Annotated in this window: 14 protein-coding genes, 1 tRNA gene and 2 pseudogenes; 5 read left to right on the plus strand and 12 right to left on the minus strand. The window is 51.0% G+C overall.

The genetic code is table 11. From position 1 onward, the window contains the following. Positions 1–100 precede the first annotated feature (100 nt). Both NQD60_RS06045 and NQD60_RS06050 read right to left on the minus strand, forming a co-directional pair. The gene (locus tag NQD60_RS06045) at positions 101–5,155 is read right to left on the minus strand and encodes an NACHT domain-containing protein (protein WP_257100072.1); all 5,055 of its coding nucleotides are present in this window, start codon (positions 5,153–5,155) and stop codon (positions 101–103) included. 485 nt (positions 5,156–5,640) lie between these two features. Continuing rightward, the gene (locus NQD60_RS06050; protein ID WP_257100073.1) at positions 5,641–10,611 is read right to left on the minus strand and encodes an NACHT domain-containing protein; all 4,971 of its coding nucleotides are present in this window, start codon (positions 10,609–10,611) and stop codon (positions 5,641–5,643) included. A gap of 52 nt (positions 10,612–10,663) precedes the next feature. Here NQD60_RS06050 and NQD60_RS06055 point away from each other — a divergent pair, with 52 nt between their 5' ends. Further along, positions 10,664–10,933, plus strand: a complete 270-nt coding sequence (locus tag NQD60_RS06055; protein ID WP_257100074.1) for a hypothetical protein — start codon at positions 10,664–10,666, stop codon at positions 10,931–10,933. Here NQD60_RS06055 and NQD60_RS06060 read toward each other — a convergent pair. From NQD60_RS06060 to NQD60_RS06095, 8 genes and pseudogenes are all read right to left on the minus strand, one after another. Beyond that, positions 10,926–11,033: pseudogene (locus NQD60_RS06060) on the minus strand (ATP-binding protein); the annotation flags it as partial. The gene NQD60_RS06055 and the pseudogene NQD60_RS06060 sit on opposite strands and share 8 nt — an antisense overlap. Before the next feature lie 387 nt (positions 11,034–11,420). After that, positions 11,421–11,496: transfer RNA gene (locus NQD60_RS06065), tRNA-His, on the minus strand. Positions 11,497–11,620: 124 nt separating this feature from the next. Further along, positions 11,621–12,439 carry a GNAT family N-acetyltransferase gene (locus NQD60_RS06070; RefSeq protein WP_257100075.1) on the minus strand — a complete coding sequence of 273 codons (819 nt, stop codon included), beginning with the start codon at positions 12,437–12,439 and terminating at the stop codon, positions 11,621–11,623. A gap of 227 nt (positions 12,440–12,666) precedes the next feature. After that, positions 12,667–12,936: pseudogene (gene ftsB, locus NQD60_RS06075) on the minus strand (cell division protein FtsB); the annotation flags it as partial. A 111-nt stretch (positions 12,937–13,047) separates the two neighbouring features. Next, positions 13,048–14,331: a phosphopyruvate hydratase gene (eno, locus tag NQD60_RS06080; protein WP_223691552.1), complete on the minus strand. Its 1,284-nt coding sequence runs from the start codon at positions 14,329–14,331 to the stop codon at positions 13,048–13,050. A gap of 50 nt (positions 14,332–14,381) precedes the next feature. Then, complete coding sequence (kdsA, locus tag NQD60_RS06085) at positions 14,382–15,236, minus strand: 3-deoxy-8-phosphooctulonate synthase (protein ID WP_257100076.1); 855 nt, start codon at positions 15,234–15,236, stop codon at positions 14,382–14,384. Beyond that, positions 15,233–16,918 (minus strand): CTP synthase, encoded by a 1,686-nt coding sequence (locus NQD60_RS06090; RefSeq protein WP_257100077.1) that lies wholly within the window; start codon positions 16,916–16,918, stop codon positions 15,233–15,235. Before NQD60_RS06090 ends, kdsA begins: the two co-directional genes overlap by 4 nt. A gap of 162 nt (positions 16,919–17,080) precedes the next feature. After that, complete coding sequence (locus NQD60_RS06095) at positions 17,081–19,606, minus strand: DNA internalization-related competence protein ComEC/Rec2 (protein WP_257100078.1); 2,526 nt, start codon at positions 19,604–19,606, stop codon at positions 17,081–17,083. A gap of 210 nt (positions 19,607–19,816) precedes the next feature. Between NQD60_RS06095 and NQD60_RS06100 the strand changes: the two genes are divergently transcribed. Next, positions 19,817–20,194, plus strand: coding sequence for a CCDC90 family protein (locus NQD60_RS06100; RefSeq protein ID WP_257100079.1), 378 nt, complete (start codon positions 19,817–19,819; stop codon positions 20,192–20,194). A 16-nt stretch (positions 20,195–20,210) separates the two neighbouring features. Here NQD60_RS06100 and lolD read toward each other — a convergent pair whose 3' ends face one another. Both lolD and NQD60_RS06110 read right to left on the minus strand, forming a co-directional pair. Next, positions 20,211–20,930 (minus strand): lipoprotein-releasing ABC transporter ATP-binding protein LolD, encoded by a 720-nt coding sequence (gene lolD, locus NQD60_RS06105; protein ID WP_257100080.1) that lies wholly within the window; start codon positions 20,928–20,930, stop codon positions 20,211–20,213. Further along, positions 20,923–22,176 (minus strand): lipoprotein-releasing ABC transporter permease subunit, encoded by a 1,254-nt coding sequence (locus NQD60_RS06110; RefSeq protein ID WP_257100081.1) that lies wholly within the window; start codon positions 22,174–22,176, stop codon positions 20,923–20,925. The genes lolD and NQD60_RS06110 overlap by 8 nt, the downstream gene beginning before the upstream one ends. A gap of 73 nt (positions 22,177–22,249) precedes the next feature. Here NQD60_RS06110 and NQD60_RS06115 point away from each other — a divergent pair, with 73 nt between their 5' ends. Genes NQD60_RS06115 through NQD60_RS06125 form a run of 3 tightly spaced genes read left to right on the plus strand, consistent with a single transcriptional unit; the run spans position 22,250 to position 25,220 of the window. Next, positions 22,250–23,407, plus strand: a complete 1,158-nt coding sequence (locus NQD60_RS06115) for a regulator (protein WP_257101277.1) — start codon at positions 22,250–22,252, stop codon at positions 23,405–23,407. Then, on the plus strand, positions 23,404–25,098 hold the full coding sequence (gene recJ, locus NQD60_RS06120) for a single-stranded-DNA-specific exonuclease RecJ (RefSeq protein WP_257100082.1): 1,695 nt from the start codon (positions 23,404–23,406) through the stop codon (positions 25,096–25,098). The genes NQD60_RS06115 and recJ overlap by 4 nt, the downstream gene beginning before the upstream one ends. After that, positions 25,095–25,220, plus strand: a complete 126-nt coding sequence (locus tag NQD60_RS06125) for a hypothetical protein (RefSeq protein ID WP_257100083.1) — start codon at positions 25,095–25,097, stop codon at positions 25,218–25,220. Before recJ ends, NQD60_RS06125 begins: the two co-directional genes overlap by 4 nt. The last annotated feature ends 4 nt before the right edge of the window (positions 25,221–25,224 follow it).

Genomic DNA, 25,224 nt, shown 5'->3' on the forward strand with positions numbered 1-25,224 from the left:
AAAGGTGCTTGGCTTGAAATGAACTACCCTGCAGCTTGCTGCGGGGTATCCTCAATTCTCAAAACAGCGCGAGCTGATGATTCGGTTTTAACGGCCTTAATTATTTCTCCGGGGGGAGGGGGCCTACCGTTCCATCTGTTTTAACTAAGCGTGAAACTGGCTCACCCACCGCCCCGCGCTGTTGTAAGAGTCTTTTATTCACCTGGCTTAGACCTTGTACCCCTTTTAACAGCATCTCCGTCACCATCAGTACTTCATGCCCCGAGCTCCAACTCAGTTTTACTTGATAGCCCTCTTGTTTTCTTTTCACTTCCCACTGACGTACTGATTTATCTTCGCTGCCACTCGCTAAATAGAGCACGTTGTTCGTCGCTTTCCAGGCAATGCTATAAACGGCCCTATTAAAACCTTGAAGCACTCTGAGGCGCTGACCCGAAGTGGCGTTCCACAGTCGCACCGTCTTGTCTTCACTGCCTGAGGCAACCAACTCTCCGTTGGGAGAATATGCCACGCTATACACCCAGCTTTTATGTCCTTCCAAAGTGTGGAGTAGCGCTCCATTTTGCGCGCTCCACAGCCGCACTGTCTTGTCATCGCCTGCAGAAGCCACCCGCCTTCCATTGGGTGAGTATGTCACGTTCCTAACATAATCTTGATGTCCTTCCAAAGTGTAGCGTAGTGCTCCATCTCGCGTATCCCACAATCGCACAGTTTTATCCCAGCTGCCAGAAGCAATTTGCTTCCCGCTTGGCGAGTACGCTACGCTCCAAACATAATTTTGGTGCCCTTCCAAAATGTTGAGTAGCACCCCTTTTCGCGTGTCCCACAACCTGACAGTCTTGTCCTCGCTGCCAGAAGCAATCTTATCTTTGTTAGGTGAATACGCTACGCTTGTCACATAATCTTGATGCCCTTTCAAGGTATAGAGCAGTGTTCCGTCTTGAGCGTTCCACAGCCTCACAGTGTTATCCTCACTACCAGAAGCAACCTGCTCTGCATTGGGCGAATACGCTATGCTTCTAACTTTATTTTGATGCTCTTGGAGGGTTCGCAGCAACGTACCGCTGCACGCATCCCACAACCTAACAGTCTTGTCTCCACTGCCGGAAGCAAACAGATCGTTGTTAGGTGAATACGCTACGCTTGTCACATGATCTTGATGTTCTGCTGGAGCATGAGGCTTGCTCAGTGTTCCACCTCTTATATCCCACAGTCGTACAGTCTTATCATCACTGCCTGAGGCAATCTGCTCTCCACTTGGCGAGTACGCTACGCTCTTAACAGAGGATTGATGCCCCTCCAAAGAGTAGAGCTGCGTTCCGCTTCTCACCTCCCAAACCCGTACAGTGCCATCAGAACTGCCGGAGACGATCTTTTCTGCATTGGGCGAATACGTCACGCTTCTAACAGAGGATTGATGTCCTTTGAGGGTATGGAGTAACGTACCACTGCGCGCGTTCCACAGCCGTATGGTCTTATCTTGGCTGCCTGATGCAATCTGCTCTGCGTGGGGTGAATAAGCTACGCTCCAAACAGCATCTTGATGTCCTTCCAAAATGTGAAGCAGTGCTCCGCTTTGCGTGCTCCACACCCGCACGGTTTTGTCCTTACTGCCTGATGCAATCCACTCCGCATTCGGTGAATAAGCTACGCTCAAAACATTATGTTGATGTCCCTCCAGCGTGTTGAGTAGTTTTCCACTTCGGGCATTCCACAGTCGCACGGTAGTGTCCTCAGCGCCAGAGGCGATCTGCTCACCGTTTGGTGAATACACTACACTTCTAACAAAATCTTGATGTCCTTTCAAAGTATAGAGTAGCATTCCATTCTGTGCGTTCCACACCCGCACGGTCTTGTCAGAACCACCAGAGGCGATCTGCGCTGTGCTTGGAGAATAAGCAACGCTATTAACAGAATATTGATGCCCTTTTAAGATATGAGTTCTTGCCCAGCTTGAGGTGTCGTATACGCTAATCTGACTATTCTCAAGGCCCATTACACAGGCCCCCCCATCTGGCGAATAAACGCAAGACGTTACCTGGCTCTTTTCCTCAAGCGTTGGCCACTCACCAAACCGCACCCCTTCCATTTTGGCTCCGCTTAAATTGGCTCGGCGTAACCAAATTTTGCGGAAGATGACTTTCCTTAAATCCGCCCCTTGCAACTGCGCTGAATCAAATACCCCTGCACTCAGATCTGCCCCAGGAATCTGAATGCCTTTCAGATCGACCCCATTAAATTGCACACCCGCCCTAACCAAGATCGTAATCGCATTGGCCGCGGCTTGACGTACTGTTTTATCTGCTTTAGAGAATTCAATAATGTCGAAGAGTTGTTGCTTAAAGGTAGACTCTTGCGCAACACGCTCGGTCAACAAGCTAACCACCCCCAGATCGTTGCACCAATGTTTAGGCGCTAAAAGTAATGTTGGCTGCACCGAGCGAGATGGAACAGAATTGAGATCAAAACTGTAGGCGGATGCATTGCTTCCTCGGCGGGAACGGCTACCTACCGACACGCAAGCATCAAATGAATCGAACAGCGCACGCGCTACCAGATATTCCAACAACGATTTATGGATAAACCGATATTGATTACCGTTTCGCGATAGCGGCCAGGCTTCTCGCAACAGTTGCTTTTCTTCGTCCCGGCCAAAAAAGGCTTCCTTCCAATTCCCCTTGTCTTTGTGTGACGAATACTCGACAACGGGATTACCCTCCTGCTCTATATAAAGATTTGTCGCCAAATCTTGCGCCAATGCAATACCGTGCTCAGCAAAGCCTTCGTCGCATAACACTATAAAAATTTCTCTTTTACTTTCCGCTAAATCTTTTGCACTTAAACGTTGCTCGTTACGCTCAAACCATTGTCTGACAAACTGACCATAGAGATCTAAGCGTAATTGGATAGCCGTGCGCGCTTTCTTCTGATTGGCCAAGTAAGGCAGTGCCTCGAGTATCACACGTAGCAAAAATGGATTTTGGGTTAAGTCATTGACATGGGGTTGTTCAAGCGCGTCTTGATATTGCTGCGCGGTCCAACCCATTGCGTGAAGCGTCGCATATTTTTCAAGATATGCATTACGTTCTTCGATTGAAAAAGGCTCAATCGCCACTTCTTCGAAGAACGCATCTTTTTCCTGTAAAAGTGGATTGGGTTGAAAACGGCTTTGGTAGTGTTGGCCTAAATATTCAGTACGACAACTGATCACCATTTGCCCTAACCAGCTATCGGGCTGGTTAATCTGATTGCTCAAATACAAGTTTTGCGTCTGCCGGATTTCATCGTAGCCATCCAGGATAAAGATGAACTTTTGCTTTTCTTTTTTTATCTTTTGAATTTGTAACTCGGATAGACCTCGTCTTTTGAGGATTTTAACAATTAGATCTTGTTCGGGTTTATCAATGCTCGGCAGCGCAATAAAAAGCGGAATTGGATCACCTTCGTTTCTTTCTTCCCATAGCTGTTTTTCAAGTAGGCGGTTAAAAGTCGATTTGCCGGCTCCAGAATCTCCCGTCAGTAGCAACACTTGTTTATCGCTTTGTAAAAATGCCTGCACCTGGCCTAAGAGAGCAACGGTTTCGTTAGCTGCTTTGCCTCTGGGTTCCACATAAAGCTGCTGGGTTTCTGCGAAGGTCTTATCTTGCTTAAGCGCAGCGTCGTACTGAGCTTTTAGCGTTACTTTAGGATCCACATTCAGCACCTGCCATTGTCGGTGTTGCTGCTGCACCGTAAAGGCTAATTGACTATGCAACGCTGTTCTGATGCCATCAAAAATCCCATCCAATAGCCTCGCCAACTCAAGCTCACCCAGCCTGGACTCTCCATTTAATCGCGAGATACATGCGCTATAGCCTTGCCAAAACTTGTTCAGAAAGGTTCTCGCTTCATCACTACCCACTAACAACCGCTCAATCAGCTTGAACAGGACCCAGTGTCGGCTTTGATTCTCATACACGACTTTGCCTGCTTGGGTTGGGTTCTCAAAACGCGGTATATCTTCCATCCGAACCGCCGTGGCTGGAATAAAATGCTCTAGGCATGCCTGATAGCTATTCGGCGTTAACGCGACAGGGATAATCCCATGCTGATCTTGCAGCTGCTCTTTGCGAATTTGAAGAAAAGCGATTTCCGTCAACACATGATGAAAGCCATCTCGATACGCAAGCTCGAGAGAAAATTTTTTGACTACCTCACGGATAGCAACGGCTGAACTTTTCGATGAGTCCCCCGCTTTGCGATACGCTTCTCGATCTTGGAAATAAGCACCCCGCAGTTCCTGGTAGAACGTCGTATAGTCGGCCCATTTTAAGTAACTGCCTAATACCTCAGAACAACAGACCACGACCTTATCGACTGGCGTCACATCCCCTCGCAGTGGCGTGGGCAATAAACAGAGTTGATTGGTAACAATATCTTCAAGCTTACCGTCTTCTTTCAACTCTTCTAGTGAACTGGAATACGGCTCCCCTTTGGGTGCTTGGTCAGAATACAGATTAACTCGGATCTGGGATAATTTATCGATTAAATATTTAGACGTACTGGCCTCAGCCTTGCCGTGAGCAGGATTGTCATGCGCATAAACGAGAAACAAGCTGGGCTTATTCGATACCTCTAACGAGCCAAGCGTCGCCAACGCCTTCTCAAAGAGATAATCCACCAGCACATTTTTTTCTTGGGCTGACGAAGCCACCTGCAGTTGCTGAACAGGTATTTCAGTAGAGGTTGCCGCTCGGGCTAAAACGCGACGGGCGGGTTTAGATGCCGCAGGCCCGACAGATTCAGGCTCACTGCCCAGATAACCCCATGCTTTGGCTTTTTGGTAACTCGCTTGTGCTTTGCCAACCTGGTTTAATTTTTCTAGCAGTTGAGCACGCTCGAAATACACTTCGGCAAGGCGTTGGCGTAATGCCTCGTCTTCGGCTGTTTTTGGTGTCTGAGCTTGGATGACAGCATTTTTTACTTCAGATAAGGAAGGCGTTAGCTGGTGTGCTTTTGCAATATGTTTAAAGGCAACTTTGGCCTGGTCATAAAAAAATAAGGCCATCCCAAAATTCTGTGTTTCTTTGCACAGATTCGCTTGATATAGCGCATTTTGCGCTGAAGCCTGCATTTGATTGATCATTGGGGCGGGAGAAACAGCACGACCTAACATGGTTCATTTTCCTTATTCAGGGTCTATTCAACTGAAACGAACGGGAAGCAACACGAATCTACTTCAGTCGAAGCGCTGTTGCAATGGAATTTTAACCCCCTGCACAATATCAGTTAGGGTGCCTTTATCCCTATCGAATTTGGCTACTGCCGCATGCTGTTCTGGCCAGAATCCCATTCTCATCCTTATCTTCACTCCATCGCTTCTGTTTAATCTAGAGGAGTCCAGTATGCCCTCTTCTCTCTCAAGCGCCAAGTCTGGGGTTCATGGAGTTCTTACCCTTACTGTACGGTCGAGTCGAAACGACTACACTTTAGCCAAACCCCACTTTTCCATACCAGCGCCTCGATTTCGACATCACCGGGGTCTCGCTGGTAAGCTCTCTGCCCGATGAATTCGGCTCGGACGTTTCCAACTTCCCTCTAGTCGACTCTCCCATCCATCTCGACACCACCGAGGATTCGCTCAGGATTTTCTTGCCTACCTCACAGCGATAACAGCTCTCCCACTGCCCCCCTTTGTTTCAACAGCTCCCGATTCACCTCGCTTAAACCTTTTACGCCTTCTATGAACGTACCCTTCACGGTCAGTTCGGCATGCGGTGACATCCAGCGTAGCCGCACCTGAACTTCATCACCCTCTACTATCACCTGCCACTGCCGAACGAACTCATCCTCACTGCCCGTCACCAGATCGTTGCCGCCGACGGACCGTTGCCAGGCAATACTGTAGACTCTCCCGCTAAAACCTTCAATCACCGCCTGACACTGGCCCGAGGCGACTGCCCACAGACGCACGGTCTCGTCCTTACTCCCCGAGGCGATCTGATCGCCAGTAGGTGAATACGCGACGCTATCAACCTCAGAGTCATGTCCTTCTAAGGTGTGGCGCAGCGCGCCGCTTGCCGCATCCCACAGTCGAACGGTCTTGTCCCAACTCCCCGAGGCGATCTGATCGCCGCTCGGCGAATACGCCACGCTCCTAACCTCAGAGTCATGTCCTTGTAAGGTGTGGCGCAGCACCCCACTTGCCGCGTCCCACAGTCGAACGGTCTTGTCATCACTGCCCGAGGCGATCTGATCGCCAGTAGGTGAATACGCGACGCTCCTAACATAATCTTCATGTCCTTCTAAGGTGTGGCGCAACGCGCCGCTTACCGCGTCCCACAGACGAACGGTATGGTCATCACTGCCCGAAGCGATCTGATCGCCCATCGGCGAATACGCGACGCTACTAACAGAATCTTCATGTCCTTCTAAGGTGTGGCGCAACGCGCCGCTTGCCGCTTCCCACAGACGAACGGTATGGTCAGAACTCCCCGAGGCGATCTGATCGCCAGTAGGCGAATACGCGACGCTCCTAACATAATCGTCATGTCCTTGTAAGGTGTGGCGCAACGCGCCGCTTGCCGCTTCCCACAGACGAACGGTATGGTCAGAACTCCCCGAGGCGATCTGATCGCCAGTAGGCGAATACGCGACGCTATAAACAGTCTTTTCATGTCCTTGTAAGGTGTGACGCAGCGCACTACTTGCTACTTGCCACAGATGCACGGTCTGGTCCTCACTCCCCGAGGCGATCTGATTGCCAGTAGGCGAATATGCGACGCTATAAACAGTCTTTTCATGTCCTTGTAAAGTGTGGCGCAGCGCACCGCTTGCCGCGTCCCACAGACGAACGGTATGGTCATCACTCCCCGAGGCAAGCTGATCGCCGCTCGGCGAATACGCGACGCTCCTAACCCAACTTCCATGTCCTTGTAAGGTGTGGCGCAGCACACCGCTTGCCGCTTCCCACAGTCGAACGGTCTGGTCATCACTCCCCGAGGCAACCTGATCGCCGGTCGGCGAATACGCGACGCTCCTAACAATATCTCCATGTCCTTGTAAGGTATGGCGCAGCGCACCGCTTATCGCGTCCCACAGTCGAACGGTCTCGTCATACCCCCCCGAGGCGATTTGATCGCCGGTCGGCGAATACGCCACGCTCCTAACATAATCTTCATGTCCTTGTAAGGTGTGGCGCAGCGCACCGCTTGCCGCGTCCCATAGACGAACAGTCTCGTCATCACTCCCCGAGGCAATCTGATCGCCGGTTGGCGAATACGCCACGCTCCAAACATCAGAGCCATGTCCTTGTAAGGTGTGGCGCAGCGCACCGCTTGCCGCGTCCCACAGTCGAACGGTCTTGTCCTTACCCCCCGAGGCGATCTGGTCGCCGGTTGGCGAATACGCGACGCTCCAAACATCAGAGTTATGTCCTTGTAAGGTGCGGATTTTTTCCCAGTTTGATGTGTCATACACGCGGATCGCCCCATCACTAAGACCCATCGCGCAGATTTTCCCATCCGGCGAATACGCGCAGGAATTCACCGTGCTCCCTTCCTCCAGATAAGGCCATTCGCCAAACTGCACCCCGGCCATCTGCGCGCCGCTTAAATTGGCGTTACGTAGCCAACTCGTGCGAAGGTGGGCCTTTCTTAAGTCGGCGCCCTGCAACTGCACTGAATCGAAGACCCCAAAACTCAGGTCCGCCCCTGGAATCTGGATGCTTTTTAAATCTGCGCCATTAAACTGTACTCCCGCTCTGACCAAAATCGTCATTGCATTGGCCGCCGTTTGCCGTACGCTTTTATCGGTTTTCGAGCGCTCTATAATCGCTAACAGCTGTTCCTTAAATGTGGGCTCTTGCCAAACGCGCTCAGTCAACAAGCGCACAACGCCCAGATCGCCAATCCAATGCTTTGGGCTTAACGATAACTCTCGCTGCGCTCGCAGGGGCACAACAGCTGGATCTTCAAAACTGTAAACTGAAGCAGCGCTACCACGACGCTGGCGAGTGCTTAAATTGATACACGCATCGAACGACTCAAACAGCGACCGGGCTACAAAATATTCCAGCAGCGATTTATGGATAAAACGGTATTCAGTGCCACTTCGGATCAACGGCCACGCTTCGCGTAGTAGTTGATTTTCTTCTTCTCGACCGAAAAAAGCATCCTTCCAACTTCCCTTGTCTTTGAACAACGAGTACTCGACAATCGGATTACCTGCATTCTCTTTATACAGATGCACCGCTAACTCTTTCACAAAGCCGATGCCGTGCTGGGCAAAACCATCATCATACAACTCTCTAAATACCTCTTTTTGCACCCCCGTTAAACTTTGCGTGCTTAAGCGCTGCTGGTTACGCTCGAACCATTGTCTGACGAACTGATCATACAGGTCCATCCGTAACTGGATGGCAGATACCGCTTTCCCCTTTTTTTCAACATACGGCAACGCTTCTAGCACCACGCGTAGCAAAAATGGGTTGCTAATCAAGTCTTTTAAATTAGATTGTTTGGAGAAAGCTTCTCGGTATGCTTGCGCCGTCCAGTCCGTTAGATTGTGCGCCACATATTTTTTGAGATATTGATCGCTCTCTTCTTCTGAAAACGGCTCGACCACGACTTCTTGAAACAACGTATCCTTGTCCTGCAGAAGCGGATTCGGTTGAAAACGGCTGCGATAGTCCTGGCCCAGATATTCGCTGCGACAACTAATCACCATGTGACCCTGCCAGCCGTCAGATTTGTTGATGGCATTGCTCACATACAGATTTTGCGTCTGACGTATCTCATCATATCCATCCAAAATAAAGACAAACCTTTGGTTTTCTTTTTTTAATTTCTGAATCTGAAATTCTGACAGGCCTCTTTTCTTTAACGCTTTAGCGATTAGATCGTGCTCAGGCTTGTCAATGCTCGGCAGAGAAATAAACAGCGGAATCGCATCGTCTGCTTTTTTGTGGTCCCATAAGTGCTTTTCTAGGCAGCGGTTGAAAGTAGTTTTACCCGCCCCAGAGTCTCCCGTCAACAAGATCACTTGTTTATCTTTTAGAAACGCTTGAACTTGGGGTAAGAGTTCAAAGGTTTTGCTCTCCCCATCAATACTCGCTCGGCAGCGCGGTTCAACATAGAGCTTTAGGGTCTCTTGAAACGCCTCATTTTGCGTTAAGGCAGCAAAATACTGCTCCTTCAGCGCGGCCCTAGGGTCGGCACGGAACACCTGCAATTGTTCGTGTTCTTGCTGCACGGTGGAGGCAAGCTGCTTGTGCAGCGTGGTCCGTATGTCGTCGAAGATCCCGTCTAATAGCTTCGCAAATTCTAGCTTGCCAAAATTTGCATCACTCTTTAAACGGGATATAACATTGCTATGCCCCGTCCAAAACTTATCCAGAAACGTTTTCGCCTCATCGCTGCCCGCTAACAGCCGCTCAATCACCTTAAACAGCACTCCATGTGAACCTTGGTTCAGATAGACTTCTTCTCCCTTTTGGACTTGCCAATCAAAGCGCAGAGGATCCTCCATCCGCACCGTCGTCGATCTAATAAAATCCTTCAGGCAGTAGTCATAGCTATTGGCCGTTAACGAAACCGGGATAATCCCGTGCTGACCTTCGCGATACTTTGCTCGAATTTCCAAAAAGGCCATTTCCGTCAATACATGATGGAAATCCGCCATATATTTTTCCTCTTCGGAAAATTTTTTGACTACCTCACGTAAAGCTGTAGTACCCTTTTGATTGCTGTCTTGGCGATAGGCTTCTCGATCTTTTTCGTAGGCTACTTTAAGCTCATCGCAAAACTCTTTATAGGACTGTCCTTTTAGGTAGCTTCCTAAGACATCAGAACAACACACAATTACCTTATCCACCGGTTTAACATCCGCTCGCAACTGATGAGGCAGCAAGCAGAGCTGATTGGTTAAGATGTCTTCTAGCTTGCCATCCTCTTTCAGATTTTCATCCGAATTTGCATACGCTTGCCCTACCGGCGTTTGATCCGAATAGAGCGTCACGCCTCGGATTTTAGATAAATTATTGATTAAATATTTAGACGTCGAGGCCTTCGCTTCTCCGTGCGCAGCATTGTCATGGGCATACACTAGAAACAGGCTGGGTTTTTTCGACACCTCTAAGGAGCTCAGCGTCAACAGCGCCTTTTCAAACAGATAATCTACTAACTCACTTTTTTCCTCGACAGACGAGGCAGGCAGTACAGTCTGAGCCAAAGCCGGCGCACTTGAGTGAGCGTTATGTCCTGATGAAAGGGATTGCGAAACTTCCACACGATGTTTGGCTTCAGCGTGCCCCCATATTTTAGCCTTAAGATAGCTAATTCGTGCTTTGTCAAATAAATTTAAGCGATCTAAAACTTCCCCACGTTCGAAATAAGCATCGGCCATCATCGCTCGCAATGTCTCATCGGCTAATGTTTGGGGATCTTGCGCTTTTCTCAAGGCATCTTTTACGCTCCCAAGCGACTTCAGTGTTTCTTTTAACTGATCGTATAGGGTCAGCGCTACATCCAAGTGCCCCTTTTCCTTCTCAATGCGAGCTTGACCTAAATAAAGTTCGGCGACGTTCCGCGTGAAGGTTTCTGGTAACGCCGAGTGCGATATTTTCCCTAACATATTGAGACTCCATTTTCATTCGTATTAATTAGATCAGACCCGAGCTACTTAAGTGCACTCCGCTATCCTGATTTCACCGCTACTCACTGTCGATAAAGATTATGCAAAAGCTAGCCTGAAGCTGATTTGGGCCGAACATATCGACCTGATACAAAAAAACTGGATGGATACTAATGGCACTGCGATTGAAAAACAAGAAAAATGTTTTTTGTTGGCTATTAACCGGGTGACCGGAGGCAGTCACCCGACCCCGGTTCCCACAGCGTCAAACAGCGCCCGAAATTTGCCAATAAACAGCGCTGAAAAATTTCCAGTTAAGTGACTAAATGAGAGGGGGAATTTCGATGTTTGAATCGGTAAGATTGATTGCCAGTTTCAAGGATATGGCAATGATGAGTAAAGCGATCTAACTGTCAAACAGCACGCAAAACCAACCATCTTCCGGTTCAGCGCTGTTCGGAAACAAAAAGGGACTTGCTTATACTCGGAGTGGTTGGGGATCAGTGTGGCAGGATACGATGCAAGCTTAGATCAAAACCGAGGCGGAAAAAGTAAACCAACCCGAAAACCAGATTAGGGAGACACTTTACTTTACTCTAAACGATGGTCGCCCGACGGCAATCACAAAAAAATTAGAACGTAGAGACGCAGACGTATATGATTTTGCAGCTCATGCAAACCCTACAACTACACACAAACATTATGATCGTCGACAGGTTAAAAGAGCCGCTGCGACAAATTAGAAAATTGACAAATCGGGAATTTCGTTGACAAATTGGGGTGGGCACTCCCCGCAAAGCCTTATGTGGTGGGGTGACCGACGGGGCTCGAACCCGCGACAACTGGAATCACAATCCAGGACTCTACCAACTGAGCTACGGCCACCACTGAGAAAGACATATCAGCCAGCCAAGAAACAGCTCGCTGAAAAAGGTGAATTATACAAAGCCCAGGGCTCTTGCGCTAGTACTATTTAACAATCTTCTTAGCCAACGCATAAACCTCACTCTCACCTGGCTATTTCAAAGCCGTCGCTATGCTGCTCAGCAGCCAGAAAGTGCTTGGCATAACGCGGATTAATTTCCGAGAGTTTGAATAATGTCAGGAAGTCAGCTGTATTGAAAGCTGAATCAAACGCAGGCGCGCCGCAAATTTTTGCGCCAAGGCGTAGATACCCCTTGATCAACGGCGGCAGCGCAACGTTTGTCCCCGTTTGCAGCGAGTCAACTGGCAAAGCAACGCGCGGAAAGGCGCGATATTGACTCGCCGTCATCGATTCAGCTTGTAAAGTCCGGTATAGATTGGCCGCAAAATGACCGCCGTCAGCCACTGAGACACTCGCACAACCGAGCATTGTTTCATAACCATGCCGCTGCATATAGTCAGCCAAACCTGTCCATAGCGACATAATGACCATGCCGCGGCGGTAATCGCGATGTACGCAAGAGCGGCCCACTTCGACCATTTTCTCGCGTAAAGGCGCCAATTGCTCAATGTTAAATTCGCCTTGTGCGTATAGGCGTCCGAGGCGCATGGCCCGGTGTGGCGGTAATACGCGGTAAGTGCCTACGATTTCGAGCGTTTGTGGATCACGCACGAGCAGATGATCACAGTGTGCATCGAATTCGTCGCAGTCAAGACCCAGCGCGCCACCAATGCAAGCACCCATTTCTTCGGCAAATACACGGTAGCGCAAGCGTTGTGCGGCTTGCACCTCTGCTTCATCGCGAGCCCAGTTCACCAGCAACGGTTCCGTTTTCTGGCACGTCCTCACGCAGGATGTGATATCAGGGGCCGGCCATTGCACCCGGTTTAGCATTCGTTCCATGTAATCAGTATCTCATTCTTGCAAATGCTCTGGTCACCACACTATAAAGCAGCTAGATACATCGCTTCTAGGTTGCTCTTTATGCAATTGTTGCAAACTAACAACAAAAGAGATTTCATCTTTTCATTTTGCCCAGCTTGGCCTTTTTACCGGCTGGGCAGAGTACGGCTATTGGTGGGCCTGTTTGGGCTTGGCTGCGCTTTCTCCTGCTTGATGCGAGGCGGCGGATCAGGCGCCACCCTCACAAAAATTTCCCCTTCTTTGACCATGCCTAGTTCATAGCGTGCGCGCTCTTCAACGGCTGCCACTCCGTTTTGCAGATCGCGTACCTCTCCTGCTAGCTGCTCATTGCGTAATTTTAGCCCGACATTCTTTTGTTGCTGGCGCTCAAGCTGCTGTTTAAGCCCATGCACATGCAACCAGCCGCCATGGCCCCACCATAGCGGATACTGGATCAGAACCAGTAAAATGGTCAATACAATTGTGACAAGCCGCATCGTATAACAGGAATAAGCCAGTGCGCCACAGTTTGGCGCTTACACACTACAGGTTGCGATGCGCTGGGTAAAACAGGCGGGAAGATGAAACTATCCGCTCTGCAGGACCCATTACCGCAGATTATAGAATGCTGCGCGACCACTATAGCTGGCGACCTCGCCTAAATCTTCTTCAATTCGCAATAGTTGATTGTATTTTGCAACTCGATCACTGCGCGACAGCGATCCCGTTTTGATCTGCCCGGCATTGAGACCCACCGCGATATCGGCAATCGTCACATCTTCCGTCTCGCCCGAACGATGCGACACCACAGCCGTGTAAGCCGCACGCTTGGCCATTTCAATCGCGGCAAAGGTTTCAGTCAGTGTGCCAATCTGATTAATTTTGATCAAAATTGAATTGGCAATGCCACGATCAATCCCTTCTTTTAAGATACGCGTGTTGGTTACGAATAGATCATCGCCTACCAATTGGATTTTTTTGCCCAGCTTATCAGTCAATAGCTTCCAACCATCCCAGTCATTTTCAGCCATGCCATCTTCGATGGATACGATAGGGAATTTGTCAGCCAGCGCACCCAAGTAATCGGTAAATTCACTGGCGCGCAGTTGCAGCCCTTCGCCTGCGAGTTGATATCGGTCATCCCGATAAAATTCGCTCGCCGCACAATCAAGCGCTAACAACACATCTTCACCCGCCCGATAGCCTGCGGCTTCGATTGCTTGCAAGATCGTCGATAGGCATTCATCGTTGCTAGCAAAATCCGGTGCAAAACCGCCTTCATCGCCAACGGCTGTGCTCATACCACGCTTAACTAGAATGTTTTTGAGCGCGTGGAACACTTCGGTGCCGCAGCGCAGCGCTTCACGAAAGCTCGGCTGGCTCACCGGTACAATCATAAATTCTTGAATATCAAGGCGATTGTTCGCATGGGCGCCACCATTGATAATATTCATCATCGGCACCGGCATTTGCATGGCTGCTGAGCCACCAAAATAACGATACAGCGGCAAACCCGCTTCTTCAGCCGCGGCCTTGGCTACCGCCATTGATACCGCAAGCAATGCGTTAGCGCCAAGCCGTGATTTGTTGTCAGTGCCGTCGAGCTCAAGCAAAATTTTATCTAAAAAGGCTTGTTCACAGGCATCAAGGCCGATAACCGCTTCACAAATCTCAGTATTAATATGCTCGACCGCTTTGAGTACGCCCTTACCAAGGTAGCGGCCAGACTCACCATCACGCAGCTCAATGGCTTCACGCGAGCCAGTCGAAGCGCCCGATGGCACGGCGGCGCGACCCATGGTACCTGATTCAAGCAATACATCGCATTCGACCGTAGGGTTACCCCGGGAATCAAGTATTTCGCGGCCGATAATATCAACGATGGCACTCATGATTTCCTCAAAAAATAATCAGATTAAAAATTTTAATGCTTTCAGCGGGTTTAATGAAAATCATCTTCTAGCAACGGCACCCGTTTTACAGCAGTATCTAATGCGCTTAGGGTTTCAAGCAACGCGCGCATTTGTTTGAGCGGCACCGCATTGGGGCCATCCGATTTTGCTTTTGATGGGTCTGGATGGGTTTCCATGAAAAGCCCAGCAATACCCGTTGCCACTGCAGCACGTGCCAGCACTGGAATAAATTGACGCTCGCCGCCTGAAGAGGCGCCCTGCCCGCCTGGCAACTGCACTGAATGCGTGGCATCAAAGACGACTGGCGCGCCCGTCTCACGCATAATCGCCAGTGCGCGCATATCGGAAACGAGGTTGTTGTAACCAAATGACACCCCTCGTTCACATGCCATAAACCGGTCCTCATCAAGCCCGGCCTCGCGCGCCGCAGCGCGTGCTTTACTGATGACGTGTTGCATATCATGGGGCGCTAGGAACTGGCCCTTTTTAATATTCACGGGCTTACCTGAACGCGCGCAAGCCTGAATAAAATCTGTTTGGCGGCATAGAAAAGCTGGCGTTTGCAGAACATCGACGACTTCGGCAGCCAACGGCACTTCATGCTCGGAGTGCACGTCGGTCAATACTGGCACGCCAATCTGGCGCTTTACTTCAGCTAGAATCTTCAGCCCCGCGTCCATCCCTAGCCCACGAAATGACTGGCCTGAGCTGCGGTTAGCCTTATCGTATGAGCCTTTATAAATGAACGGAATAGCCAAGGCAGCACAGATTTCTTTTAGCATGCCAGCCGTATCGAGCGTGAGTTGCTCGGATTCAATGACACAGGTACCCGCAATCAGAAAAAACGGCTGCTGAAGCCCAACCTCGATATTGCAAAGCTTCATAAACAATCCTTAGCAACTGAGGCAATCTGAGTTTTTATACGCCCGTGCTGATAATGCAAAGCGGCTAGCACAAAAGCTTTAAAAAGCGGATGACCATCACGCGGCGTTGAAGTAAATTCAGGGTGGAATTGCACGCCAACAAACCATGGATGCAACTCGCTATGCAACTCCATCATCTCAGGCAGGTTTTCAGTCGGCGTGCGGGCGCTGATTGACATTCCCTGCGCTTCGAGTTTTGGCACAAAATGGTTGTTGACCTCATAACGATGACGGTGCCGCTCGCTCACATAGGCGCCATAGATTGCTTCGGCGTGAGTATCGGGTTTAACTGGGCAACGCTGAGCGCCCAAGCGCATCGTGCCGCCCAGGTCGGAGTCCTCGCTACGCTTTTCGATGCGGCCATCGCCCTCTTGCCACTCAGTAATCAGCGCCACTACTGGGTGCGGCGTTGCGGGATCAAACTCAGTGCTATTTGCCTGGCTCAGCCCGGCAACATGGCGGGCGAATTCGATGACAGCCAGTTGCATGCCGAGACAAATGCCCAGATATGGGATTTTTGCTTCGCGCGCATATTGAATGGCGGTGATTTTGCCTTCAGTACCCCGCCGGCCGAAACCACCTGGCACTAAAATTGCGTCTAAATGCGCAAGGCTGCTCGGACCGTCTCTTTCAATCAACTCGGAATCGATATACTCAATGTTGACCTTGGTCGAGGTGTGAATCGACGCGTGCTTAAGTGATTCGATTAAAGATTTATACGATTCAGTCAACTCAACATATTTGCCCACCATCCCAATGGTGACGCAATGTTGCGGGTGCTCAAGGGCTTCAACCAGTTTAGCCCAAACCGACAGATCAGCCGGCGCAGGCGATAATTCGAGTTCATTACAGATGATTTCATCAAGGCCCTGATCATGCAGCATTTGCGGAATTCTGTAGATATTATCGACATTCCAGACTGAAATCACAGCCTCTTGCGGCACATTCGTAAACAGCGAAATTTTAGCGCGCTCATCATTTGGAATTGGACTCTGTGCACGGCACAGCAAGGCGTGCGGCAAAATGCCAATTTCACGCAACTTTTGCACGCTATGTTGAGTCGGCTTGGTTTTCAGTTCACCAGCAGCGGCCAGATAAGGGACTAAAGTCAAATGCACGAAACAGGCCTGGTGACGGCCCAACCGCAAGCTCATCTGCCGCGCCGCCTCAAGAAAAGGAAGCGATTCAATATCGCCCACCGTGCCACCGATTTCAACAATCGCGACATCAGGCTGCCCACAGGTTGCCTCTTGCGCACCACGCTCGATAAAAGTTTGAATTTCGTTAGTGATATGCGGAATCACTTGCACGGTCTTGCCAAGATATTCACCACGGCGCTCTTTACGAATCACAGATTCATAAATCTGCCCAGTCGTAAAGTTGTTGGCCTTACGCATTTTAGTGCTAATAAAGCGCTCATAATGGCCAAGATCAAGATCCGTCTCTGCGCCATCTTCGGTCACAAAGACTTCACCGTGCTGAAACGGGCTCATTGTGCCAGGATCAACATTAATATACGGGTCAAGCTTGAGCAGCGTTACTTTAAGGCCGCGCGATTCAAGAATCGCAGCCAGTGAAGCGGCGGCAATGCCTTTACCAAGAGAAGAGACGACACCACCGGTGACAAAAACGTATTGAGTCATTGCTAAATTGCTCGCAGGAAAGCCGAATTATACCGTGCACAAGCGCTGATGTTTTAGGCTCTTTGCAAATCTTTCGTTTTATCGCATTTAGATCAATCCAATCCCGACCCATCGATCAAGTGTTTTGGCTAAGCTGGCATTAGCGTGGCGTACCTAATTCAATCAGCGCCCCATCCAGTAGCGCCGGTGTGCCGTACGGTAACGTTCAACAAAAAATTCAGCGCCAGCAGTCTCAAATTGCACTGCGCCATCGTGATCACTGCGATGCAAGTTGCTGCCATGCGCTTGGTAACGGGCCACCACAGCGGCATTAGGGTGCTTAAACCGATTTCGATACCCCACCTGAAAAACCGTCTCGCGTGGCGCTACGGCCGCCAAAAAACCTGCCGTTGATGAAGTCCGGCTGCCATGATGCGGGGCCAGCAATAGGGTTGCACTTAACGCTGCCGGATTATGTGTCAGCAAAGCGCGTTCTTCACGTGCTTCGATATCACCCGGCAGCAATGCTGCATGATGACTATTACTAATATGCAAGACACAGCTTACTTCGTTGCGTGCCTCACGTCCGCCACGCGCCTTACTGCTCTTGGTTGCTGCTCGAGTTAATACTCTGCGCCCATTCGTTTCATTGGGCCATAGCATGGTAAAACGGACACCGTCCCAAAGCCAACTCTCGCCGGCATGACATGCCGCAAGGTCCCTTACCTGCTGCGCGCGCGCCTGCCGCCACAGCGCATGTTTAGGTGGCAGTGACGCCCGCATGCGAGCCACGGGCAATTCAGTCAACACAGCTCGCGCGCCACCAGCATGATCATTATCGGCATGGCTAATCACCAGCGCATCGAGTTGTGCAATACCTCGCGCACGCAGAAACGGCAGCACAATCCGCTGACCTGCATCAGCCATCATATCGTAGCGTGGCCCGGTATCGAACAGCAGTCGATGATGAGCCGTTTCAATCAGGGTGGCAGCGCCTTGCCCAACGTCTAACACCGTAATGCGAAATTCGCCCTCTGCGGGGGCGGAAGAGAGTGGCAAAGCCAGCGGTAAAAATAGGAGCGGCGCGGCACCTCGTAAGGGCCAACCGGGCAACATCAAACTCCAGCCCATACCAAGCGCTGCAAATGCAAGGGCGAACACATCTGGCGTACGGATTGAATAGAGTGCCCACGACGGCGCCGCAATCACATCAAGGACCTTAGCCAACACCATTAAGAGTGCGTGTGCCACCTTCAATATCAGCGCATCAAGCGGCGCTGGCAGCAGCACCCCCAGCAGCACGAGAGGAGTCACCAAAAAGCTCACCCATGGAATAGCAAATGCATTGGCCAATGGACTTAACAACGGTACTTGTGCAAACCAGAGAGCAGTCAATGGAATGAGGCCGAGACTGACAGCTCCCTGAATGCGAGCAGATGCCGTGAATGTTGCCAATAGGCGGCGCCATCGGTACACTCCCCAAGCATAGATGCCGCGTATAGAAAAAATGCTGCCATTCATTTCTTTGGCCGCTTTATCCGCTGATTTAGAGTAAGCCATGCGACCGGCGCTTGCCGCCAATAAAATCACGGCCACGGCACCAAACGAGAGCCAGCAGCCAGCCGTGATCGTGGCCCAAGGGTCAATCGCAACCACCACCGCCAACGCCCAGGCCAAGACCACCGAGACCGCAACGCGGCGCGCACTCGCAAACGATAACGCCACAATCAACAGCATCAACAAGGCCCGTTGCGCAGGTATGCCAAACCCAGCCAGCCCAGCATACAGCAACCCTGCAGCAGCACCTGCTACGGCCGCCACCCGCGGTGCTGCCAACCACAGCGGCCAGTGATCGCCGATAAAGCACGAGTGCCGCCACAACCAGCCGGCCAGCGCCGCGGCAAAACCTGCGACGAGTGAAATATGCAAACCTGAGATCGCCACTAGATGGTTTGTACCCGTGCGTGTGAAGCGCTGCCGGTCAGCCGCTGAAATTCCCGTTTGTAAGCCAATCGCCAATGCGCTGACTACCCCTGTATGCGGTGCGTGCGCTAACACTTCATGAATACGTAGATGCTGCCTATCACGCCAACGTTCAAGCGCCATCAGAAAACTGCTCGCACGACCCGCCATACGCTGTGGCGCGGGTTGTTCACGCACATAGCCGGTAGCCCGTAGATTGCGCTCAAGCATAGATGCTTCAAGGTCAGCTGCGTGATAGTTCGCATTGCCATGCGGGCGCACCAGCCTGATGGTGAACATCCAACGTTCACCCGGACGTATACGCACAGGCAGCGTCCCCGCTTGCGCATACCAACTCAACTGGACCAAACGTGGCATTAACGGCACGGCGGGATCGCTTTGCTCGATTTTGAAGACAAAGCGCGTACGGCGTGTATCGCTGAGTGGCACACTGGCGATAATGCCCACTGCTTTGATATCGCGGCGCTCCAGCTCAATCGGCAACGCCCACGCCAAGCGAATCTGTGCTCGCCATGCTGCCCAGCTATACCCCGCCATCAAGGCCGCGCATAAAATTAATAGAACTTTGCCCCAAGGCCACTGGATACGATGTAAAACACCTGCAGCTAAGGTAAAAAGAGCCAACAATACAACGCATAGGCTTAAGCCCAATCGCGAAGGGAGTTCAGCGCTTTGCTGTAATGCCCATGTACCCGCTGCAAAACCGCACAGCACTGCTCTTACCATAGCCGCCCATACCTAGCCTCTTTTGACTAATTTGATTATGCGCGAATGGGAGCTAACTGGAATGGCACAACGCTAGAATTGGCCATTAGGCCTATAAAACTACGGCTAAATTTCACCTATTTTGTGGTGTAATCAACTAGAAATTTTTTTGTAAAAAAATCCAATTAATGCTACCATTAAGGTTAAATTTAACCTATTAGATTAGTTATAATGACTACCATTCCGTTCGACACACTACTGTTCGTTGAAACGCTCACAGAAACAGGCGTCGACGAAAAACAAGCCAAAGCAATTTCTACTGCGGTGTATGACTCGTACAAAATGGCAGATTTCGTGACTAAGACAGATCATCGCTTGTTTGAATCAAGCATTCGCTCCGACCTCGAAAAACTCTCGATCGAACTTCGTCATGAAGTAAGCGACCTACGCAAAGATATGAACACTCGGTTTGCTGCTGTTGATGCTAAATTAGAAAGCCTTCAACTCCATTTGACACTTAAAATAAGCTCAATCGTTGGTGGCATTCTGATTGCAGGCTTAAGTGCTTTAGGTCTTTTCATGAAAGCACTCATTTCAGCCAGCCTATAGTCTTAACAAAAAGAAGTTAAACCACAGTCGTCGCTAGCAACGCCCCTTCTTTCAACTGCAATACCCGATCACAACGCATAGCAAGCTGCGCATCATGTGTAACGATCACAAAACTCGTATTTAACGTTTGCGACAACTCAATCAGCAATTCAAATATTGTATTCGCTGTACTTGCATCCAGGTTACCTGTAGGTTCATCCGCCAACACACAAGCAGGGCGATTAACCAAAGCGCGCGCCACGGCTACCCGTTGACGTTCACCGCCCGAGAGTTCACCTGGGCGATGCTGAGCACGCGCTGTCAGTTCCACTCGCGCTAGCATCTGAGCAGCAACCTCACGAGCATCGGCAAGTGAAAAGCGGCGAATCAGAAGTGGCATCGCGACATTATCCAGCGCACTAAATTCAGGCAACAAATGATGAAATTGATAGATAAAACCTAATGCCTGGTTACGTAAGGTCGTGCGCTGCCGGTCACTCAGCGCAGAAAACGCTTTACCCAACAGTGACACCTCCCCTTGATCCGGGTCATCCAGCCCACCTAAGATATGCAATAAAGTACTTTTTCCGCAACCCGATGCGCCAACAATCGCGAGTTTCTCGCCGCGCCGTACTGCTAGCTGCACATTATGTAGAACTTCCACGCGTGTGCTGGCCTGGGCAAAAGTTTTGGTAATGCCGCTGGCCTGCAACACAACGTCTGCCGCCGGCTCCGGCCTTTGGTTCTGTTTATTCATAACGTAAAGCCTCCGCAGGCCGTACGCAAGCAGCCTGCCAACTAGGGTACAGCGTTGCCAGCACCGATAATACACAAGCGATTGCGCCAATTTTAATGACATCAAGCAGCTTCAGATCCGATGGCAGTTCGCTAATAAAATAAATGCTAGGGGGCAAAAAGCGGATACCCAATACATGCTCGATAAACGGCACAATAGTTGGAATATTTACGGCAATTAAACAGCCCAGTGCGACCCCAAGCAGAGTACCGCATAAGCCAATGGTCATGCCCTGTACCATAAAGATTTTCATAATCGAGCTAGGTTGTGCGCCTAGCGTGCGTAAAATCGCGATATCCGCCTGCTTATTGGTGACTGTCATCACCAATGATGAGACCAGATTGAATGCCGCGACCGCAATAATCAGCGTCAAAATGATAAACATCATGCGTTTTTCGATTTGCACGGCTGAAAACCAGGTTTGATTCTGCCGCGTCCAATCACGAATATAAAGATCTTCCGCTAGCGATCGAGTGAGTTCAAGCGCAATCTCCGGCGCACGTTGCATGTCCTGTAAACGCAGCCGCACACCGGTTGGAGCCGCCAACTGGAACAGCGTCTGCGCATCCGCGATCTCCATTAAAGCTAAAGCGCTATCGAATTCGTAATGGCCCGACTCAAAAATACCCACCACCGTAAACTGTTTAAACCGTGGCAGCATACCAACCGGGGTCATTGATCCTTGTGGTGCAAGCAAAATAAGCTTTTCCCCTACTTCGACCCCGAGTTGCTGCGACAGTTGTTCACCCAGCACAATGCCGAATTCACCGGGCTTTAGATCAGCCAAACGCCCAGCCTTCATCTCTGCGCCCAAGCCCGATACCTGCTCCTCGAGTGACGGCTCCACCCCACGCAGGACAACCCCTCTCATGATGCCTTGGCGAGTCAGCAACGCCTGCGCCTCGACATAAGGCGCCGCTGCCAGCACCGCTCGGTTGCGCAATGCTTCGTGCGCAGTTTGCCGCCAATCAACGAGGCCCCCGCTAGGCGAAAAAACTTCAACGTGGGCCAGTACCGAAAGCATCCGATCCCGCACCTCCTTTTGAAAACCGTTCATCACTGAAAGCACGATAATTAGCGCCGCGACCCCAAGTGCAATGCCCATCATTGACATCAGTGCAATGAAAGAAATAAAACCATTTCCGGTTGTCTTTTTACCTGCGCGCGTATAGCGCCAACCAATCTGCCATTCGTACGGAAGTTTCAAGTTAAGCTACCAAAATCAGAAATCAAATATTAAACGATGGTGGAGTTTGCCATACAATGCAGCTGCTATGACTATGCAATCTCCTGCTCTCCACCTGCTATTACCGTTCTCGCTACCTGCGCTGCGCGCTGCTCGCCATACTTTACCTGCTTTGCAGCAAGGTGCGCTGGCCAGATTACTCGCACGTGCAACACTAACAGAAAAATCTGTCGGCGAAGATTTTCAGCGGACATTACCGCATGAGCGTTGGCTAGCGCACCGCTTTAAGGTGATTGATGCGGCGACACTTGATGCAGCGCCGCTCGCGCCCTATATGCTGCTAGCCGATCAGGCAGAGCCCGTTACCGTGACACTTAACACGGTACCCGCTACAAGTCATATCCATTCAGACGATACCCCAATTTGGGCGTGCGTAGAGCCGGTACATGTACAAATCGCCCATGATCACCTGATCCTGATTGACCCAGCGCACCTGGAGCTTGCTACGGATGAAGCCACCAGACTACTTAAAACCGCCCAGCCACTAATTGAATCACTAGGCATCACGCTCGTCGCGCCCACCCCTTTACGCTGGTATATCTCGGCGCCCTTCTTGCATGGGCTATCGGGCGCCTCACCGCTACGCGCAGCCGGACGTAATATTGAAATCTGGCTGCCCCATGAAACTCGGACAGGCGCCGCCTCACGCGCGTGGCTGAAGCTTCAAAATGAAGTACAAATGGCCTGGTTTGAGCATCCGATCAATGATGCACGCGAAACACGCGGCGTCTATACGGCAAATTCGATCTGGCTGCATGCGCAAGGTTCATTTAAACCCGTCACCAGCCCATTTAGCTGTATCTTAGCCAATGCGCCCGCCGCGCGCGGCCTGGGGCTGGCCGCCGGCTTAACAGCGCAGCATCAAGTCAACCTGCCGCCCGCTCACTTTGATCAGCTCGCTCTGTTTACCACCGCCCAGGCCACTCGTGCTCCTGCAACTAAAATACTGGTTGAGCTAGATGATTTAACGCTGCCATTTTTGCAGCAAGATTGGTCTCACTGGGCGGCAACACTCACTACTCTCGAGCATAATTGGTTTACGCCTGCGCTCGCTGCGCTACAAAGCGGCGCCTTGCGAACCCTAACGTTAACCCTATGCGGGGATACCTCTTCACTCACTTTAACAGTAACGCGTGCTGACCTGCGCAAATTCTGGCGCCGCCGATCAACTGCCTCACTGCTTGAATCATGACCCAAATTACTCCACGCTTGTGCGCGCCTGCCCAGACTGAAGTTCTGATTCGCCAAGGACTCCATCCGGTACTGGCCCGTTTGTATGCCGCGCGCGGCATTTGCCATACAGACGAGGTTGAAACTCACTTTACGCACTTACTCGCGCCCGCTCAACTCAAAGGCATTGACGACGCAGCCCTACTGCTTGCCGACACCATTGCAGCGGGCGGAAAAATGACGGTCATCGCCGATTATGATTGCGATGGTGCGACCGCCTGCGCGGTCGCTGTGCGGGGCCTACGCTTATTTGGCGCAAATGTCGATTATTTGGTCCCCAATCGCTTCGAATACGGTTATGGACTGACCCCAGATATCGTGGCGCTAGCCGCCAAAGGACAGCCTCAGCTACTGATTACGGTTGATAATGGCATTGCCAGCGTCGATGGGGTTGCTGCCGCTAATGCGCTTGGTCTAGAGGTGCTCATCACCGACCATCATTTGCCTGGCGATACCTTACCAGCGGCTCGCGCGATGGTTAATCCGAACCAACCGGGCTGTACGTTTGCGAGCAAACACCTAGCGGGGGTGGGTGTGATGTTCTATGTTTTACTTGCCTTACGTGCACAATTGCGTCAGCGTGGCGCCTTTAGCGACCGCCCAGAGCCCCGCCTGGATAGCTTGCTTGATCTCGTCGCCTTAGGCACCGTTGCTGACGTCGTCAAGCTCGATGCAAATAACCGGGTCTTAGTCGCTCAGGGGCTTACACGCATCCGTGCCGGCCGGATGCAAGCTGGCATCGCCGCCCTCTTTCGCGCCGCTGGCCGTGAGGCAAAGTCTGCATCCGGTTTTGATCTTGGTTTTGCGCTTGGGCCCCGCCTGAATGCAGCCGGCCGGCTGGCGGATATGTCGCTTGGTATCGAATGCTTACTCACGGATGATGTTGGCCGCGCTTGGGCGCTGGCCCAACAACTTGACGCGATGAACCGCGAGCGGCGTGAAATCGAAGCGGAGATGCAGCAAACCGCACTGGCCGAGCTCGCCGAGGTTGATCCGTCTGGTTGCACCACCCTGACCCTGTTCAATCCAAGTTGGCATCAGGGAGTCATTGGGATTGTCGCCGGACGGCTCAAAGAACGTTTTTTCCGGCCCTCGGTGACATTTGCCCTCGCTGATGACAGTGGCGAGCTTGTGAAAGGCTCGGGTCGCTCGATTCCAGGCTTTCATTTACGCGATGCGCTCGATCTAATCTCAAAGCGGCACGCAGGCCTATTAACCAAATTCGGTGGCCATGCAATGGCTGCCGGCTTGACCCTGCGCACAGTTGATGTACCACGCTTTAAGGAAGCCTTCGAAGCGATTGGTCGCGAATGGCTCGGTACCGATTCATTAACCCGCGTGCTAGAAACGGACGGTGACCTCGAAGATGCTTATTTCACCCCACAATTTGCTGAACTACTGGACAATCTAGTGTGGGGGCAGGGGTTTCCAGCACCGGTTTTTTCAACTGAATTTGAGATTGCCTCGCAAGCGCTCGTTAAAGAGAGGCATTTGAAGCTACAGCTCATGCGCGGCAGGCAACGTTATCAAGCGATTTGGTTTAACCGCACCGAGCCATTACCTGCTCGTGCGCTGATTGCGTATCGGCTCGTGCGTGATACCTGGAACGGCGTTGCACGCGTGCAATTGGTGGTAGAGCACGCACTTGCATGAATCGCATCAGCCGAGAGCTATTGAAGCATCTAGCAAGCAAGTATATCTGGTGGAAAACGCCAGATGAAGCCATGTTGGTGCCTCAGCGCGTGAGCTTGATTCGTCCGACAACAGACCCTTAAAAGG

The organism is Mycoavidus sp. SF9855, assembly GCF_024582735.1.
Taxonomy (GTDB): Bacteria; Pseudomonadota; Gammaproteobacteria; order Burkholderiales; family Burkholderiaceae; genus Mycoavidus.

Bases quoted from the DNA above. Each gene is read 5' to 3' on its own strand.
- NQD60_RS06045 (WP_257100072.1), bottom strand. From the start codon at position 5,155: ATGTTAGGTCGTGCTGTTTCTCCCGCCCCAATGATCAATCAAATGCAG.
- NQD60_RS06050 (WP_257100073.1), bottom strand. From the start codon at position 10,611: ATGTTAGGGAAAATATCGCACTCGGCGTTACCAGAAACCTTCACGCGG.
- NQD60_RS06070 (WP_257100075.1), bottom strand. From the start codon at position 12,439: ATGGAACGAATGCTAAACCGGGTGCAATGGCCGGCCCCTGATATCACA.
- eno (WP_223691552.1), bottom strand. From the start codon at position 14,331: ATGAGTGCCATCGTTGATATTATCGGCCGCGAAATACTTGATTCCCGG.
- kdsA (WP_257100076.1), bottom strand. From the start codon at position 15,236: ATGAAGCTTTGCAATATCGAGGTTGGGCTTCAGCAGCCGTTTTTTCTG.
- NQD60_RS06090 (WP_257100077.1), bottom strand. From the start codon at position 16,918: ATGACTCAATACGTTTTTGTCACCGGTGGTGTCGTCTCTTCTCTTGGT.
- NQD60_RS06095 (WP_257100078.1), bottom strand. From the start codon at position 19,606: ATGGTAAGAGCAGTGCTGTGCGGTTTTGCAGCGGGTACATGGGCATTA.
- NQD60_RS06100 (WP_257100079.1), top strand. From the start codon at position 19,817: ATGACTACCATTCCGTTCGACACACTACTGTTCGTTGAAACGCTCACA.
- lolD (WP_257100080.1), bottom strand. From the start codon at position 20,930: ATGAATAAACAGAACCAAAGGCCGGAGCCGGCGGCAGACGTTGTGTTG.
- NQD60_RS06115 (WP_257101277.1), top strand. From the start codon at position 22,250: ATGCAATCTCCTGCTCTCCACCTGCTATTACCGTTCTCGCTACCTGCG.
- recJ (WP_257100082.1), top strand. From the start codon at position 23,404: ATGACCCAAATTACTCCACGCTTGTGCGCGCCTGCCCAGACTGAAGTT.
- NQD60_RS06125 (WP_257100083.1), top strand. From the start codon at position 25,095: ATGAATCGCATCAGCCGAGAGCTATTGAAGCATCTAGCAAGCAAGTAT.